At 58.4% G+C, this 15,344-nt stretch carries 16 protein-coding genes; 3 read left to right on the forward strand and 13 right to left on the reverse strand.

What is annotated here, in order from left to right:
* Window positions 1-2,364 precede the first annotated feature (2,364 nt).
* Window positions 2,365-2,565 carry a hypothetical protein gene (locus DXY30_RS00145; protein ID WP_115092853.1) on the reverse strand — a complete coding sequence of 67 codons (201 nt, stop codon included), beginning with the start codon at window positions 2,563-2,565 and terminating at the stop codon, window positions 2,365-2,367.
* A gap of 333 nt (window positions 2,566-2,898) precedes the next feature.
* Window positions 2,899-3,099, reverse strand: a complete 201-nt coding sequence (locus tag DXY30_RS00150) for a hypothetical protein (RefSeq protein ID WP_115023659.1) — start codon at window positions 3,097-3,099, stop codon at window positions 2,899-2,901.
* Between the two features lie 228 nt (window positions 3,100-3,327).
* Here DXY30_RS00150 and DXY30_RS00155 point away from each other — a divergent pair, with 228 nt between their 5' ends.
* The gene (locus DXY30_RS00155; protein WP_115092854.1) at window positions 3,328-3,843 is read left to right on the forward strand and encodes a hypothetical protein; all 516 of its coding nucleotides are present in this window, start codon (window positions 3,328-3,330) and stop codon (window positions 3,841-3,843) included.
* A 47-nt stretch (window positions 3,844-3,890) separates the two neighbouring features.
* Here the strand turns inward: DXY30_RS00155 and DXY30_RS00160 are convergent, their stop codons facing one another.
* From DXY30_RS00160 to DXY30_RS00180, 5 genes are all read right to left on the reverse strand, one after another.
* On the reverse strand, window positions 3,891-4,145 hold the full coding sequence (locus DXY30_RS00160; protein WP_170951065.1) for a hypothetical protein: 255 nt from the start codon (window positions 4,143-4,145) through the stop codon (window positions 3,891-3,893).
* A 341-nt stretch (window positions 4,146-4,486) separates the two neighbouring features.
* Entirely contained in the window at window positions 4,487-4,783 is a 297-nt protein-coding gene (locus DXY30_RS00165; RefSeq protein ID WP_115023664.1) for a hypothetical protein, read from the reverse strand.
* 209 nt (window positions 4,784-4,992) lie between these two features.
* A complete protein-coding gene (locus tag DXY30_RS00170; protein ID WP_115092856.1) occupies window positions 4,993-5,307 on the reverse strand; it encodes a DUF3303 domain-containing protein in 315 nt (104 codons plus the stop codon).
* Between the two features lie 87 nt (window positions 5,308-5,394).
* Window positions 5,395-6,459 (reverse strand): bifunctional diaminohydroxyphosphoribosylaminopyrimidine deaminase/5-amino-6-(5-phosphoribosylamino)uracil reductase RibD, encoded by a 1,065-nt coding sequence (ribD, locus tag DXY30_RS00175; protein ID WP_115092857.1) that lies wholly within the window; start codon window positions 6,457-6,459, stop codon window positions 5,395-5,397.
* A complete protein-coding gene (locus DXY30_RS00180) occupies window positions 6,459-6,947 on the reverse strand; it encodes a DUF3122 domain-containing protein (RefSeq protein ID WP_115092858.1) in 489 nt (162 codons plus the stop codon). The genes ribD and DXY30_RS00180 overlap by 1 nt, the downstream gene beginning before the upstream one ends.
* A gap of 71 nt (window positions 6,948-7,018) precedes the next feature.
* Here DXY30_RS00180 and DXY30_RS00185 point away from each other — a divergent pair, with 71 nt between their 5' ends.
* Complete coding sequence (locus DXY30_RS00185) at window positions 7,019-7,999, forward strand: AraC family transcriptional regulator (RefSeq protein WP_115092859.1); 981 nt, start codon at window positions 7,019-7,021, stop codon at window positions 7,997-7,999.
* Here DXY30_RS00185 and DXY30_RS00190 read toward each other — a convergent pair.
* From DXY30_RS00190 to DXY30_RS00200, 3 genes are read right to left on the reverse strand one after another with little or no spacing between them, the layout of a single operon-like run.
* Window positions 7,918-10,416: a GH116 family glycosyl hydrolase gene (locus DXY30_RS00190; protein WP_115092860.1), complete on the reverse strand. Its 2,499-nt coding sequence runs from the start codon at window positions 10,414-10,416 to the stop codon at window positions 7,918-7,920. The genes DXY30_RS00185 and DXY30_RS00190 overlap by 82 nt on opposite strands.
* Before the next feature lie 59 nt (window positions 10,417-10,475).
* Window positions 10,476-10,718, reverse strand: coding sequence for a hypothetical protein (locus DXY30_RS00195; RefSeq protein WP_115092861.1), 243 nt, complete (start codon window positions 10,716-10,718; stop codon window positions 10,476-10,478).
* Window positions 10,715-11,788, reverse strand: coding sequence for a sulfotransferase (locus DXY30_RS00200; protein WP_115092862.1), 1,074 nt, complete (start codon window positions 11,786-11,788; stop codon window positions 10,715-10,717). The genes DXY30_RS00195 and DXY30_RS00200 overlap by 4 nt, the downstream gene beginning before the upstream one ends.
* 32 nt (window positions 11,789-11,820) lie before the next feature.
* On the opposite strand from DXY30_RS00200, the gene cbiE reads away from it, so the two are divergent.
* On the forward strand, window positions 11,821-13,080 hold the full coding sequence (gene cbiE, locus DXY30_RS00205) for a precorrin-6y C5,15-methyltransferase (decarboxylating) subunit CbiE (RefSeq protein ID WP_115092863.1): 1,260 nt from the start codon (window positions 11,821-11,823) through the stop codon (window positions 13,078-13,080).
* Here cbiE and DXY30_RS00210 read toward each other — a convergent pair.
* Genes DXY30_RS00210 through DXY30_RS00220 form a run of 3 tightly spaced genes read right to left on the reverse strand, consistent with a single transcriptional unit; the run spans window position 13,012 to window position 15,119 of the window.
* Window positions 13,012-13,530, reverse strand: coding sequence for a DUF192 domain-containing protein (locus tag DXY30_RS00210; protein ID WP_115092864.1), 519 nt, complete (start codon window positions 13,528-13,530; stop codon window positions 13,012-13,014). The two genes, cbiE and DXY30_RS00210, sit on opposite strands and share 69 nt — an antisense overlap.
* Before the next feature lie 6 nt (window positions 13,531-13,536).
* Entirely contained in the window at window positions 13,537-14,214 is a 678-nt protein-coding gene (locus DXY30_RS00215; protein ID WP_115092865.1) for a response regulator transcription factor, read from the reverse strand.
* The gene (locus DXY30_RS00220) at window positions 14,211-15,119 is read right to left on the reverse strand and encodes an NAD(+) kinase (protein ID WP_115092866.1); all 909 of its coding nucleotides are present in this window, start codon (window positions 15,117-15,119) and stop codon (window positions 14,211-14,213) included. Before DXY30_RS00220 ends, DXY30_RS00215 begins: the two co-directional genes overlap by 4 nt.
* Window positions 15,120-15,344: the final 225 nt, after the last annotated feature.

The raw sequence follows: 15,344 nt of genomic DNA on the forward strand, positions 1-15,344 counted from the left end.
CGACAGGCAGGTTGATCTGCACATGGACCTAGTGTGATGAACCGGCTTTTTTGTGCCTATCGAACTTTCTCTTATAAGTGCTTGGATGCTCCGATGGGGCAATGTGACACAGCCATTTGCCGCATGATTGCTGCTATTGCGGTCTGATTGTTGAATGCGCGATAGACAGAGAGCTGTTTGCTCAATTCGTGGCATTGCTTCTGTTGGGAGTCCATGAGTAAACCCTTGGTACAGAAAACATTGCCTCAGTAAGCATGGGGTAAATGTGCCAAGTGCCACAAAATGACATTGACGTGCGATGGAGGCTTCAATGGCCAGACCAAGCATTAATGCTCCTAAAAGTTTTGTGTGATCAATGATGCAGAACCACCGCAATCAGCCTATTAAGGTTTAATCGGCAAGCGTGATGGCCATGGGATTTACTATTCCGACGTTCTCAATCGGAGTTGTTTTGTATATTTTCTTTCACTTTTTGCTGGGTGGTGTATTCAGCTAGTTCACGCAGCCTGGCTTGATCGATCAGACCTTAACCGCTGCTACTAGGTCTGCCGTCGCGTTGACTTTGGCAACCGATTGGCCCAAAGAAGAGCGACCGCCCAATCAACCCCAGGAGACTGGACGGCTCACCCCCTCTCGTCGGGTGTGGAACAACCCGGCTTTCAGGATTTCGCTTCCTGACGATTCGATGCTGGTCAAAAAAGAACGCACCTGCGCTCTATATGCGGCATCCGGATGGCAGCATCAGCCTTGGTTCTGAGGGGTGTTCCCGTAGAAAATTCCAGCGACAACCAATATCAAGCCAGCGAGGGGCAAGACGAACGGAACCATTCCCTAGGGATCCAAGAGGATTTAAGAGGAACACGATGTGAGCGGATCGCCCTGGCAAATATCACTTTTGAAAGTGCATGGCCCGGAGTCTGGCTGAATCAGTCAGTCGCTTACTGCAACAGGACGGAACCACATCACTGAGCGATAAGTAATGCGGTTCCGCCACCGATAGCCCTGCATTCATAACCACCGGCTCTTCATTCTTATCCCTGGCAATTGCCGGAATTACGCGTCACTTACTACAGAATGCAACCCTTTAAATAGACCTTTTCCAAGCCCTAACCAAAAGCAGGGGCATAGAGGTATGGGGTGGAGGATTGACGACCCTGCTAAGAGAGGTCGTCAACGCTGAGTTTCCCCACTCAGGCTCCACCGAGTCAAAGATGGCTCAAAAGAACTGACGAGTCAGTGCTTTGGCTGAAATCTGAGGAGATATGGCTATCGCCGGGACAGATTGGGTTTTTGGGGGTGAATGTTCCTAGACAATCCTCATCAGGGTCGAATTCGACAGCAGTGGGGCAGCAGAGATGCAAGCCATGACCGAGCGAAGCCGTTTGCATGCGGACTGCAGCGACTTTGTACCCACGGGAACGGATCAGCCTCTAGGGCCTTAGGCCGTTGCTTTGACGACGAAAGCCATAACAAGGACTGCAATCGCAACGGTTCCACTGAAGTAAGCAACGTTCGTGTGGAGTCCTTTCATGCAGCCTCTGTGGTTTGCATGAGTCTGCTGTTTTTTCTCTCGCCGGTGGCTAAGGCTTAATGCCTAAATCCTCCTCAAGGAGGAAGGCCGCCCTTCCGGATGGAAAGACGGCCTAGCTCGCTCGTTTGTTCATGTTGAACCCGTGAGTTATTCAGGGGTTGAGAGGCCAGCCCACCTACGACAGGAATGGAGTGACCTCTCCTATTGCTCGCTTCCGACACCCCCGCTTTCCCAAGACAGGGGCCATGCCGCATGCCATTGCTGGCGAGAGGCGAAGTGTCGGGCTCTTCAAGCGTCTGGGGCCAAGGTTCCAGGTGGTGGACTCTTTGACTCTGGTGAGTGCCCCCCGACGAGACGGTGCCGGGATTTAGGGCAAGCCCATGGATGGCGAGAAAACCTGTGGAGCAGTGGCTTGAAAAGTCAGGCGACTTCTGCGTTTTGCTGCGGTGGAGTGTCGGCCGTCATGGGCTCCTCCGATCTCAATGATCACACTCTCGTCAGCGGTGCAAGGTCTGGCAATCAGCTGTCGTGCTCATTGCCTTCTGAAGCTGATCGACCGATTGTGGGGGTGGCTTGCCAAGCCCAGTTTCCGGTCAACACTGACGAGGCAGAGACGTCGTCAGCCTGCAGGCCATGCCACGCATGGACGACGACACATGTAGAAACACCCCGACAGAGAAACCGGTCGGCTAGGGATGCCTGGTGAGCCCTGTAGCCATCGTGCTTGCCCAGAAAACCCCTTGGACAAAGACGGGATTTATGATCCCAAACCCTGTGCTGATGATGGTCATGCCGGGAATAACAAATCTTGCTCTAGCTATGGCTTTAGCCACTTATTCGCAGCAGCCACCTTGTTGCAAGGGGATCACTGTTACGTCGTTGACGACATTTGAATCAATTAGTACCCGTACTTGAACGCCACCATTGGGTTCTTGGCCTAATTCCACAGCAAGCCCAACGAGTTCTTCACCATCAGGTCGCGTGTAACTCAACAGCTCAACCCGAGCAGGTTCTTTGGCAATGGACATCAGCATCTCTAAAAGCAGTTCAACGCTGATCTGACTCCCTGCATCGTCAGAAGGGAGTCAGTGGTGTTACCAGCGCCCAATGGCTGTGGATCCATTGGATGGAGGTCTTGGGGACTCCAAATTCACCCTGACGGCGACCATAGGGACAGCACGTACAAATGAGTCACTGACAGCGACCAAATGAGCCGCAGGAGAGTTGTGGCGCTCTTCACCACCAATCCAGTGACCATTGAAAAACCCCATCTTTCGACGGGGTGAAGCGTGAATGCAAAGCGTGCATTCAACCCATTTCTCTTCCCCACAGGAATCAATGGAGCCCAGCCAACTTACTTACACCAGTCATACTTTCACCTCACGGAAGTTGGTGGAGTAAGGGAAGCGGTAGCCAAGCTCCATCTCCTCCAGCTGTTCTTCAGCCAGATAAAGGCTGCGGGTGAAGAAGCACAAATTCTCGCTATTACACACCAAAAATTTACCGTCGTCGATTCTTTGAATGGACGAACCTCGCGGGGTCTGAGCAATCAGATCTTCTGAAGCCATTGAACTTGCCAAGAAAGCCCCTTTGTCATGGCTTTAATCATCAAAGCCATGGCGTTACAACGCTCACAGTTCGAGAATTTTCCAGCCTATGGAGACCAGCCCCATACGTGCGACGAAGAGAATTCCGCGAACTATTGGTAGCAATAGATACTCAAGTTAAGCATTGAGAAGAATTTCTTAGTGTCACCAGCAAATGAGCTAAAAACAGGCTCACCGAAAATAGGCAGCATGAAGTGGCTTCTCTCAAAACTAGGGCTGTTAAAACAAGAAAAAAACACCCAAACCTTGAAGAGAGAACTCTCCTTTCTCAAAGCCTCGGCCAAGTCCAATACAATTAATTGCAAATGGGGCCTAAGAAAGCAGACGCAGCAATTAATAAATCAGAACCAAGGCACGGCGTTAATGATAAGAATTAGAGATGCATCAGGCGATGGAACTATTGCTAACAAATCCATTGAAATTGGACGTCATGCCACGCAAGCCCAGATCGACACCCCTTTTCCAAATGGCCTAATCCTTCTCGAGCTTGGCTACAAAACACCAGAAGGAGACTTCATTACCCTTGAATATACATTTATAGACCTTGGACCTAAAAAATGCACGATGCCAGAATCAACAAATTGGTTTACAAATGAATCAAAGAATATTCACCAAGAAATGTACGACTTAGCGACCCGAGGAGTGAAACTTGGCGGATCAGAGCGAATAAGAGTCGAACAGCAAACCACCAGCCAATGGCCATAACTATACGAAACCTCGCAATAACAACCGCGTTCACGAGGCTTTGGGAGTCAGTCAGATCCAAACCCTTTCTTGGAGGCTTTGCTGATCTGAGGCTTAGGCTTATTACTTTTTGATATCACAATTGCATCATCCTTGAATATCTTACCTTCAACCCAAACCGTCAACGCATAAACAAATATGAGCGCTGGAACAAGAACTAGCCATTCGTTCTGAAATTCGTAAGGAATTTGTCTAACACCAAATACAGTTAGGTACCCTGTAGCCAGCGTGAGAATGAGGCGTCGAATGGTGCCAGAGTTCAACTCTTTCAAGCCAGATTCCTAATACTACCAACTGTATCCAACTTAAGTATCTATCTATTTCTGATCTTATATTAATTTCATTTTCCGTGAATCACTCGCCTAAACCCTGCACATTCTTGGAATGTCATCACTGAACTCAGCTCTGCCCACTTTTAATTGCTTAATCTGCTCCCAAGCAGGCATTACTGCTGCATTCATATGGCTTCAACTTGAAGTCACATTTTGAGCCTTCACTCTTTTCACTTACTGACATAGAAGCAAATCTTCGCCAAGCAAGTTAATTATTGAGGGTCTTCCACTCCATTACTGGCTTGTGCTCAGCAAGCCGCGTCAAAAGCTTCTCAGTTCTCTTCACGAGATTTCTTCACGGCTATGCCGGCTTCAACCGCTGTTCCAGCCGCCAGAGCGATTAACCCAACCAGGCCAACCAATTGGTTTTGAATGTCCTGGGCACCCTCTGCTCCTTGCCCAAGCACTGCCCCAAGCACGAACCAGGTAGTGGCCAGAGCAGATGTAATCCAGTAGGCCTTCCAGCGGCGCTGGTACAGGTACCCGGCACCTAAACCCGGCACCACGTTCAAGGTGACGGCCACCCAGCCTGCTGATGCGGCGAGGATCTCTCTCTTGGTGGGTGCCATAACGCCAAATGTTTCTAACCATCTTTGCGGGCTTCTACGCCTGCCGTGCCTCGCGGCGCTCTTAACCGGGAGCGAGACCTACTGCAAAAAAGCTGGCGCGTGCGCACGAACGAGCAATCAAGCCCCACTCATGCGCACAAGTCTGCGCCTAGGCCTATGCCCCGGTAAAGCGCATCCGAAACCTAGAAAAATCAAGACCGCTGAAGGAATCAGCCCGCCATCGACTCAAAAAGTTCCTTGTGGCAGGCGCACACCTCTTCGTCGCTGAAGGCCGGTTGCATATCGAACTCAACGCCGAACATGGCCCGCCATGGCGCGAAGTGCTTAAACAGCTCCTTGGTGCCCCGGGCCTTGCAGATCACCACACCGCTGCCGGTCTGCGGACAATGGGTGCGGCTGATCAATTCGAAGCCATCGAAACAATCCGCCTCGGCTCCACTGGCCATGTAATCGATCAGCTTCGCGTAGGCAGCCTTTTGGCCTTCGATCTCAGGAAACTGCCAGGTCACGTTGTAGAGCTGCATTGTTCGAGGAAAAAACCGCTCGTCTCCTAAACGAGATCCCCAGATTTGTCTGTCGCTCAAGGTGTGCGACCTCACCAGAGGCTTGGATTAAGAGCCGATCCGCCAGCGCAGCAACCAGTCATGCCCGAGCGGCTCGCACTGATGCCATCCCCCCTGCAGCACCTCATCCATAGCGCTGAAGTCCAGCTCCCCCAGAGGAGTGCGGGCTGCTGTGCCCCCCATCAGCTTCGGTGCCACCACCGCCGCGATCTCCTGTACACAGCCCTGTCGGATCGCCGCAGCCGCTAACTCGGGGCCACATTCCCACAGCACTTGGTTGCAACCGCGCTGAGCCAGGGCCTCCATCAGCTGCAACGGATCACAGACCGAAAGCCCAAGCCCATCTGGGCCGCATGGCAGACGATTGGGATCAGCATCGGGCCCATGGGCCACCAGGGTCGGAGCCACCGCGGTGTCCCAGAGCTGCGCCTGATCCGGTAAATCCAAACTGCGGCTCAGCACCACCCGGAGCGGTTCCGGTGAACGCCTGCCCCGGCTGGTGAGTAACGGATCATCGACGCGAACCGTGCCGCCCCCCACGATCACAGCATCCATGCCACTGCGCAGCTGATGCACCCAATCACGCGCCGGTGGGCCGCTGATCCATTGGCTAGCGCCATTGGGCAAGGCGGTGCGGCCATCCAGGCTCATGGCCCACTTCAGCATCCCGAAAGGCCTGCCGGTACGCACGCGATGCAAGAAAGCCCTGTTCTGCTGCAGGGCCTCTTCGCGCAGCACACCGCTGATCACCTCCAGGCCAGCCTCACGCAGCTGGCGAATCCCCCCCCCATCCACACGAGGATCTGGATCCTCAAGAGCAACCACAACACGACGGATACCGGCTTGCACCACCTCCTCACTGCAGGGGGGAGTGCGGCCGTGATGGCAGCAAGGTTCCAAGGTCACCACAAGGGTCCCTCCACGGGCCGCAGCGCCGGCTTGCAGCAAGGCACCCACCTCGGCATGGGCTTCACCGGCCCGCGCATGAAACCCCTCGCCGACGAGACGCCCATCCCGATCCAGAACCACAGCCCCCACCAGGGGATTGGGGCTGGTGTGACCTTGGGCAAGGGCAGCCAGGGCCAGCGCCCGCCGCATCCAGAGCTCCCACATCAGCTGAGGGGAAGTTCCTGCAGCGAGCGCCATTCACCAACGACGTAGGGAGGTACGGGCAACTCGGTGAAGACTCCCGGCAACGCCAAGCGAAGCGGCCGGTTGTTGCTGAGATCGTTCAGCAAAGGATCGAGGGCGAATTCAGCCGCCGCCTCACGACCATCCGTGGCCAGCACCGGATTGGCCATGGTGATGTCATCCAGCAGCCATTCGCGTCGACCCGCCAGCACCTGAAGACCCACCGGATGATCCAGACGCAATCTTCCGGGATAGCCCACAACGCGCAAGACAACTGGCTGACCAGGAGGCCCCTCGCGATAGGCCACCGCCTGCCAGCTGTCGTAATCGAGATCCCGCAGGCTCTCCAGAGAGCGCACCATGGCGACGCCGGTCTCACTCTCGTGTTGGTGAACCTGGGCCCAGGCCATCCCTGGAGTGAGCAACAACAGCCCTAGAGCGGCCATCAGACAACACAGGAGACGGCGCATACCGGATAAATCATTCAGAGAATTCTCACAACAAATCATCCCAACAGGTGAGTTTGACCAACAATTGAGCTTTGAAGCTCGACTTCAACTCAGCTCGGGGCCTCGACGCGACCCTCCGAACACTCGGCTTTGAGATGGATGTGGCTCAATTGAGCCAGGGCGCTCTCGATGGAGTCTTCCACCTGGGTGGTTCGCGGCAGCTGCCGGTCTTGTCGATCCAGACCAATCAAGACCTAGTGCTTCAAGGCAACAGGCGCCCGGGGATGTTGCCCATCAGCTTGAACACCACCGATCAGCAGCCGGTGGTTCGTGGCGAGGAAACTCATCCGGGCTCCCTTCATGGTTTTCATGCAGGCCTGACAGACACTTTTTTTCTGCTTCCCTCAGGGGCTCACATCCAGGTAGCGCTCGTCTCGCAGACAAGGCTTGAACAGCTCGCCAGCACCACCGGCGACCACCAAGTGCTTGAGGTCATCCATGGTTCCAATTCCGCCAACCTCCACCCCCAACGGTTTCAAGAAATCAGCGCGTTAATCCAGGACCAACTGATGGGAGTGGCCCAGGAGGATCTGGTCGAGGTCGCGATGCTTGAAGCCTTGACACCGCATGAGCTGAAGGGAACAGCGAGTAGTGAACTCGGCGTGGGGACCGCCCTAATGAAGGATCTGGTCAGATGGGGGTTCGAGAACAGCCGCCAGGCCATCACGCTTGACGATCTAAGCGCAACGATCATCGCCTCACGCTCCTCCATCGTTCAGCACTGTCGTCAGACCTTCGGCACCGGTCCCATGGCGGTGCTCAAACAGATCCGGCTCGCTCAGGTGCAACACGCCCTGGGAGAGCCGGACGTGCAACACGCCATCCGCTGTCAAACGGTGCAAGAGGTTGCCTCCCATTACGGCTTTCAAAGTCGCAATCACTTCGCTCGGGATTACCGCAACCAATTCGGAGAATCCCCAAGAGCGACACTTCAACGGGCATCCGATCCGGGGATTGGACTCCAGTCGGTCTCGGTCGCCCAGAGTCCCCAGATCGCCATGGCCCGGAGGTAATGACAGGCCCGGTAGGTGTTCACAGCAGTGATGGCTTCAGGGGTGCGGAACTGCAAGCCGCCGGAATACACCTGCTCGACCACCGCGGAGCAGATGGCTTCCGCCGTCTGCTTCTCGCCCATCAATCGGTAGTAGCTGGCAATCCCGAAGTTGATCCCCGTCCACACCTCCAGGGGGTGGGTGCCATTGGGATCCAACGGAGTGCCATCCCGGCGTAAGCCGTTGGCTACACCAAGGGATCCGCCATCAAAGGCCTCGAAACAAGCCTCTTTGACGGCCTTCAACGTGCTGCGACTGTTGCTGTCACTCACCACCGGCGGAAGACCTAACAAGCGTGCGTAGAAATCTCCGCAAAGCTGATCGGCCATGACCACCGGCGTGCCGCTCTCGGCATCAATGTCGTAGTACTCGCCGTTCCAGAGCAACTTGTCGAAGTTGCCACGGGATTGCTCCAACCAACCGCTGAATTCCTTCTGCTCGGCTGAGGTATCAAGACCTGTCTTGAGCTGCAGAGTCTGGGCAATGGCAAGAGCAGCCTCGAGAGCCGCGATCCAGAGGGCACCGCAATAGGCACTCACCCCCTTCAGAGGCCAGTCATCGAAGGTCTGATCTGGAGCACCACCGTTGTCGGGCAAGCCATCATCGTTGACGTCGAAGGTCTTGAGGTAGCGGAGAGCCTCTACAGCCGCCGGCCAGCAGTCGGCCAAGAAACGAATGTCTTCACCGCTGGGCGCCAGCTTGAACGTGCGCCAAACCTGCAGAACAAAATCACTGCCGAGATCTTTCCAGAGGTTGCAGTCCTGATAAGCGGTGTAGTTGGTTGCATCCCAGGGAATCTCGTTGGGAGCCCCCAGATCATGGGGCGTGGCTCCCTTCACCTTGCGGTCTGCCTCCACCCGGCCTTTGCCCTGGGTGAAATACCAACCGATCGGCCGCTGGGTGGCGTCTGCCGCCGGAATGGCCCGGGCAAAACTGCGCAACACGGCCTTGTCGAGTTCGGGCCAGAGCTGCAACAGGGCAAAGGATCCATACAGACGAACATCGAGGCTCTCATACCAGGCATAGTCGAGGCACTCCAAAACGCCGAAGCGGCCGTGGGGATCATCGGGTGAGGCCGCGCTCCAGAGACTGCCGCCACTGCAGAGGTCGTAGAGCTCATTGAACAGAGCCATCCGCAGCGGTTCCGGCAGGTCCGTGCGCTGCAGCACCGGCTGCTGCCAGGCCTCGATCTGCTGGCGCCACGTCTGCCAGTCGCGCAGCGCTTCAGCGGCAATGGCAACCGCCTGGTTGGCATCGGTACCGAAGAAGTCGGTATAGCGGCGCAGAGCTTGGCTGCCGGTTGCAAAAGCCGTCACGGGAAGATCCCAGCTAATCACCACCGGGATCTCGATGCTCTGCCCGGGAGCCAGCTGACACTTCACCGCCAGAGCCGCGCTGAGGGGATCATCGGATCCACTGCGTCGATCGTTGTTGCTATCGGGGATGGAGCCATCGGCACTGAAGCTGTCCCACAACTCACGGCCATCGCCGCTGGGATTCCATCGGCCACATCGCTGGACGGTCACACCAGGCTGCTCGGCCGTGGCGATGCACCACTGCCCCTCGCCTTCCGCAACGGGATTGGAGACGTTGCCCTCCAGCACCACCCCCTTGAGGGAGCCATCCTCAACGCAACGATTGCGCTGACCGTTGGTCATGCCGATGGCCGGGGCATAATTGTGCTCGGGGCTTCCGTCATCGCGGAAGTGAACCTCGGCCGAGGCATCGGTGTTGGTGAACCAGCCCGTGGTGTTGCGCCAACTCAACAACAACGACAAATCCAGAGGCTGGTCGGTGGGATTGCGCAGCGTCCAGACGAACACCGCGACCGGATAGCTGGTGCGCTGATAGTCCCCAGGCAAGATCGGACTGAAGGCCTCACATCGCACCTCAGCGTCATAAACCCCCTCGTAGCTGGTCCAACTCAGCGGGTAACGGGCGGCGTAGGTGCCGGTGCTGCATTCCGGCGTGCTGGCCGGATACCACTCCCAGGCCTTTAGGGGCTGGCCAGCCTCCGGACGCGACGCATCCTGATGGGGCTGAACCGCCAGGGCATGAGCCCGCTTGCCCCGACCATTCCCCTCAAACAGAGCGAACTGGCAGTCGGGTAATACACCGAACCAGTGCTCACCACCATCGAGGTGCCAGAGGTTGATGTTGCCGTCGGGGGCACGACCGAAGCAGCCCGCCCCGAAGCCCCCAAGCGGCATGCCGTGGTTGGGCCCGTCATCGAGGTTGCTGGCGTAGCGAACCGTGTAGGGCTTATCCCAGCCCAGGCCAAAGGGATGGCTCCAGCAGGCCTCCGGTGGTTGCCAATTGGAGGTTTTGGCGCCGCGGCCCAGCAGGGAGTTCAGAGCGGACCAACCGAACGAAGCCATGCAGGGGCCGAGAGTCGCCCCAGATTGCCAGGTTTACCGCGATCAGCCAGCGGTTCAGATCAGCCCGTGGACAAGGGTGATGGATTGTCCTCGGCGTCGAGCAGGGCATCCAGCGTGACCGCCGTGCGAACCAAGGATTGGTAACGCTGGAGGCTGCGCCGGTTCTGATCCAACCAACGACCGGGGGCCGCCCCCTCTAGGTCGGGCTGATCAGGATCGAGCAAGGGGAGATCGTCCTCCCGCGCAATCAGGGCGATCACAAGTTCATGCAAACGCTGACGGCGATCGTGGGATGGGGTCATGCCACCTCCATCAAGTCGTGCAGGCGCTGTTGCGCTTCAACGGGCAGAGTCACAGGATCAGCGATGTAGCTCCGAGCTTGGGCAATCCGAGCCTGAATCGGTGCCTCCGCCACTAACCAACTGCTGAGCCCAAGTTCGTCATAAATACGCTTCACCGACGCAAGGGGTTGGCTGACCAGCGCGTCGTAGTGCAGCTCAATCAACTGACCCTGAGGGATCCGATGCCGAGACGCCTCAAAGGCCTGGAGCAGCTGGCGATGGGCCGCCACCGTTTCCTCCACCTGGGTCACGGCATCGGGCACGGGCTGGAGCCCCACCAAGCCACCCAATCGCTGCTTCACCCGAACCAGCGAACGGATCGAAGCCTGCGGATCACGACACAGCACCACGAACCTCGCCTTGGGGAAATGCCGCAGCACCAGCTCCACCCGGGCGGAATGAGCACTGTTCTTGATCAGCAGACCAGTCTTGCCCTGGCCGTCGTGGAGCCAGGTGAGCTTGGTGAAGAGAAGCCACTCTCGCTCAAACGCACGGGACAACCCCAGAACGTTGCGACGGAAAAACCATTTGTAGGCCTGAGGGAAAGCCATCCCCGCCATGTTGGTGTCCATGGTGAGTCGTGCCAGACCGACCTCATCTTCCTGGGGATCATCTGGCCCCCAGGGCACCGCATCGATCGGCCGCTGCCGCGTCATCCAGGCTCTAAGTACTGAGCGAAGCAAGGGTTGAAGCAGCAACGCCACCTGCGGCGCCATGGTGAGGCAATTGCGCGCCGTCGCCAGCGTGGGATCAGAGGCCAGCAACTGATGCAGATACGTCGTGCCACTGCGCCAGTGACCAATCACCACAATCGGATCATCCGGAAGTTCAGCCTTGTGCAAACGGCGTGCAAAAAGCCATGACTGCACCCAAGCCAGGGGCTCAACCATCAGCCCACTGATCCCCATCACCAAGCTCACCCTCCAGCAGGAGAGTGCCGGGCGACGAAGCTGCAAGCCTCGAAGCAGCACCGCAGGGCGGACGAACCCTCCAGCAACCAAGCGATCCGACAGCAGGTCTCCCCGTGCCATAGCCCCACAAACCCTGACACCAGAATGACGGGATGATCGATGTGATCGGTACCGACGCGGGGGCTCCAGCCTCGCTGCCCGCTCCACAGCAGAAGCTGCTGCGGACTGCCGCGCTGATTGCTGCGCCACAACGGTTGCAAGCCGCTGTGAGGGAGTGGCTGGGGGACGACCTGCAGGAACTGATCAGCAGCGACGACCCGCGGGCTCTCGTGGGCAGCCTGCAATCAAGACCGGCGGCACAACCTGTGGTGGTGCTCGCCAGCGGTGATCCGCTCTGGTTCGGCCTAGGGCGCATCCTTTGCGACCGCATCGGTGCGGAGCGGCTTCGGTTTCATCCCGCCCCCACATCGCTGCAACTGGCCTTCGCCCGCATCGGTCGCCCCTGGCAGGACGCCGACTGGGTCAGCCTGCATGGACGGGACCCCGAGATCCTGGCCAGCGCCTTGCAAAAACGACCGGCGGCCCTGGCGGTGTTGACGGACCCCAACCAGGGTGGCGCTCGCACCGTGCAGCGCATGTTGCGCAGCAGCGGCCTTGAAGCCAGCACAGACCTATGGCTCTGCGAAAACCTCGGGCACGCCGATGAGCGGGTACAGCAGATCGCCCCAGGCACGGCCCTGCCGAAGGATCTGCATCCGCTGCTGATTGCACTGCTAATCGCCCGGGAACCCGCCGTACCGGATCTGCATGAGCTGCCGTTGTTCGGGCTCGATGACGGGCTCTACCTGCAGCAAAGCGATCACCCCGGGCTGATGACCAAGCGGGAGGTGCGCGTCCAACTGCTGGCCGAACTCACCTTGCCCGAGCACGGCGTGCTCTGGGATCTGGGGGCGGGTACTGGCAGCGTCGGACTGGAAGCTCTGCGCCTGCGCCCACGGCTGCAACTGCTGGCGGTGGAACGGCGTGCTGGTGGCGCTCAACTGATCCAGCGCAATGCGCGACGGCTCGGAGTCAGCCCAGCAGCAGTGCTGGAAGCAGACGTCATCCAGGTCATGAACGGCGCCCTTCCCACGGAGCTCAGCCATCCAGATCGTGTTCTGCTTGGAGGCGGAGGGGCGCAACGGGAGCGCTTGCTGCAGAAGGTTGTGGAGCGTCTCCGGTCTGGAGGCGTTGTTGTGATTCCCCTGGCCAGCCTGGAGGCGTTAGCCAGCGTTCGGCCCCTCCTCGAGAACGCCGGGTTAGCGGTGCGCGTGCAACAGCTGCAGGCCTGGCGAGGACAACCGCTAGGGGACGGCACACGCCTGTCTCCGATGAACCCAACCTTGATCGTGACTGGAACGAAGCGGAGCTGAAACAGCCTCAGTCCGAAGACATAACGGCTCAATCCGAACCGGATCTCCGATGTCAATCCCAAGGCGTTGAGCCTCCCCCGCACCGATTTCGACCACCGCATCGACAAAATCGGCTCGTCCGTTGCCATCCGCATCTGCGGAATAGGACCGACAAGGCAATGCAGCGCAAGCTGGAACAGCGCGGACCAGATCGAGCACGCGTCCGTCTCGAACAAAGATCATGTCGAGAGGCGCAATGGTGTTGAACATCCAGAAACGCTGCGGCTGCGGGGTGGAAAAGGGGAACCACATCCCACGCAAGGGAGGCAGGGCAGGGCGCCGCATCAACCCCAGCCGCTGTTGTTCAGGGCCGCGGGCCACCTCGAGATCGATGCAGCGCTGGTTCTCAACACACCAGCGGGCGGCAATCGGCAGCCACTGCGGGGGCGGCTCAGGGGGCAGAGCATCCATGGCCGCTCAAGCCTCCGGCAACACCTGGCCAAGGCAGTAGCCACGGCCGCGCACGGTGTGCAGCAGACGGCGCTCACCGCCGGCCTCCAGCTTCTGGCGCAGATAACGCACGTACACCTCAACGACATTGCTGCTGGACCGCTCCCCTTGCCAGACCTCCCGGAGCAACGCGTCGCGACTCAACACCTGGCCCCGTCGACGCAAAAGCACCTGCAGAAGCGTGAATTCACGGGCCGTCAACGCCACCACACGCCCTCCCCGGCGCACCGTTCGCGTGGTGGGATCAACGCTGAGATCATCGATCTGAAGCAGCACCGGTCGCTGACCTGACCGCTGCTGGATCGTGCGGTGCAGGCGCAAACGCAGCAGTAGATCGCTGGGCCCGATCTCCGACAGCCAGAAATCGTCCGCGCCGGTTCCCAGGCAGGCGGCGCGCGCTTCAACGCTGTCGCGTTCCAGGTCCAGCAGGATCGGCATGGCCCGGAAACGGTTGCGCAGATCCTGAATCAAAGCGGCCTGATCGGCCGCCAGCACGGCAGCCACAGGGGATTCACCCGGTTCAGGGGCATGGGCCGAAGGCCCGGCACTAAGCCAGTCCAGGGTGGCGTAGCCGGATGCAGCGAGACGGGGCGCCAGGGATATCGCTGAAGGGCCTGCCAACAACAACAGAGGATCAGCGTTCATTCCCGGTCAGGCTTGGCGATGTGGGGCAGACCCCAACCCAGTTTGTTGCGCAGCACCTGGAAGAACTCGTGGTCTGCGAGGCGCACAAAGCGCACGGGATTGTCGCTACGACGGATTAACACACGATCTTCAGGCCAGACATAGCAACCAGCACTTCCATCCACCACCATCATCAGGCGCTCCGGCGTGGCCGGAAACACCGTGACGGGTTCACGGTCACTGAACACCAGAGCGCGGGACGCCAGGGAATGGGGCGCAATCGGGGTGAGTTGCAGCACCGGACAATCCGGCGTGATCACCGGCCCTCCAGAACTGAGGGCATAGGCCGTTGAACCCGTCGGCGTGGAGAGGATCACACCATCGGCAGCAATGTCCACCGGGGCATGACGACCAATGGCGATCTCGAAATGACACATGCTTGTAAGCGGCTCCCGATGCAGCGCCATTTCGTTGAGGGACAGCGCCTCCCAGCGGCGCTGATCACCCCGCATCACACTCACCACGAGGTTGCTGCGTTCTTCAATCGTCCATTGCTGGGTGAGCACCACGTCTAGGGCCCGGTCGAGATCGTCGAGATAGGCCTCCGCCAGAAATCCCAAATGACCGGTATTGATCGTGAGAATCGGGATCCCGACAGGGGCGGTCTGACGCGCTGCGGAGAGAACTGTGCCGTCACCACCGAGCACGATGGCCAACACCATCGATTGGTCGAAGCCCTGAGGCACGCAGGCGCTGTAGCCCCTCAGACGTAGGTGCTGATCGGGATTGGCAAAGCCAACCATGCCCCCAGAGCTGCTGGCCCGCTCCACGGCATGGCCGGCTGCCTCCAGGCGCTGCTGAATGGTGTCCGCCGTCTGCACCGCCAGCGGCTTGCCGTCATTGACGATCAGTCCGATCCGGGGCACTGATCGCAGCCAGTAAAGAACAAGTTCAGCTTATGGGACTTGGCATGCGCCCATCCGTCCGTGATCTGGATCGAAACGCTGCGCAAATTTCTTTTTCTCCCTAGACCAAAAAAAACGTATTGACGTCCATGAAAGCCTTCAAAACGCTTGGACACGTCCTCGCCCTGAGTGCACTGGCTCTCGGACCAGCAACAGGATCCGTCGAAGCCCGAGGGCAATCAACCT

Origin of the sequence: Synechococcus sp. UW106 (assembly GCF_900474015.1) — a bacterium.
Lineage (GTDB): Bacteria > Cyanobacteriota > Cyanobacteriia > PCC-6307 > Cyanobiaceae > Parasynechococcus.

What these genes read in the sequence shown, in the direction of transcription:
- DXY30_RS00200 (WP_115092862.1), bottom strand. Translation starts at nt 11,788, where the DNA reads ATGGCACGGGGAGACCTGCTGTCGGATCGCTTGGTTGCTGGAGGGTTC.
- DXY30_RS00150 (WP_115023659.1), bottom strand. Translation starts at nt 3,099, where the DNA reads ATGGCTTCAGAAGATCTGATTGCTCAGACCCCGCGAGGTTCGTCCATT.
- DXY30_RS00155 (WP_115092854.1), top strand. Translation starts at nt 3,328, where the DNA reads ATGAAGTGGCTTCTCTCAAAACTAGGGCTGTTAAAACAAGAAAAAAAC.
- DXY30_RS00190 (WP_115092860.1), bottom strand. Translation starts at nt 10,416, where the DNA reads ATGGCTTCGTTCGGTTGGTCCGCTCTGAACTCCCTGCTGGGCCGCGGC.
- DXY30_RS00195 (WP_115092861.1), bottom strand. Translation starts at nt 10,718, where the DNA reads ATGACCCCATCCCACGATCGCCGTCAGCGTTTGCATGAACTTGTGATC.
- DXY30_RS00180 (WP_115092858.1), bottom strand. Translation starts at nt 6,947, where the DNA reads ATGCGCCGTCTCCTGTGTTGTCTGATGGCCGCTCTAGGGCTGTTGTTG.
- DXY30_RS00215 (WP_115092865.1), bottom strand. Translation starts at nt 14,214, where the DNA reads ATGAACGCTGATCCTCTGTTGTTGTTGGCAGGCCCTTCAGCGATATCC.
- DXY30_RS00210 (WP_115092864.1), bottom strand. Translation starts at nt 13,530, where the DNA reads ATGGATGCTCTGCCCCCTGAGCCGCCCCCGCAGTGGCTGCCGATTGCC.
- DXY30_RS00170 (WP_115092856.1), bottom strand. Translation starts at nt 5,307, where the DNA reads ATGCAGCTCTACAACGTGACCTGGCAGTTTCCTGAGATCGAAGGCCAA.
- ribD (WP_115092857.1), bottom strand. Translation starts at nt 6,459, where the DNA reads ATGTGGGAGCTCTGGATGCGGCGGGCGCTGGCCCTGGCTGCCCTTGCC.
- DXY30_RS00145 (WP_115092853.1), bottom strand. Translation starts at nt 2,565, where the DNA reads ATGCTGATGTCCATTGCCAAAGAACCTGCTCGGGTTGAGCTGTTGAGT.
- DXY30_RS00165 (WP_115023664.1), bottom strand. Translation starts at nt 4,783, where the DNA reads ATGGCACCCACCAAGAGAGAGATCCTCGCCGCATCAGCAGGCTGGGTG.
- cbiE (WP_115092863.1), top strand. Translation starts at nt 11,821, where the DNA reads ATGATCGATGTGATCGGTACCGACGCGGGGGCTCCAGCCTCGCTGCCC.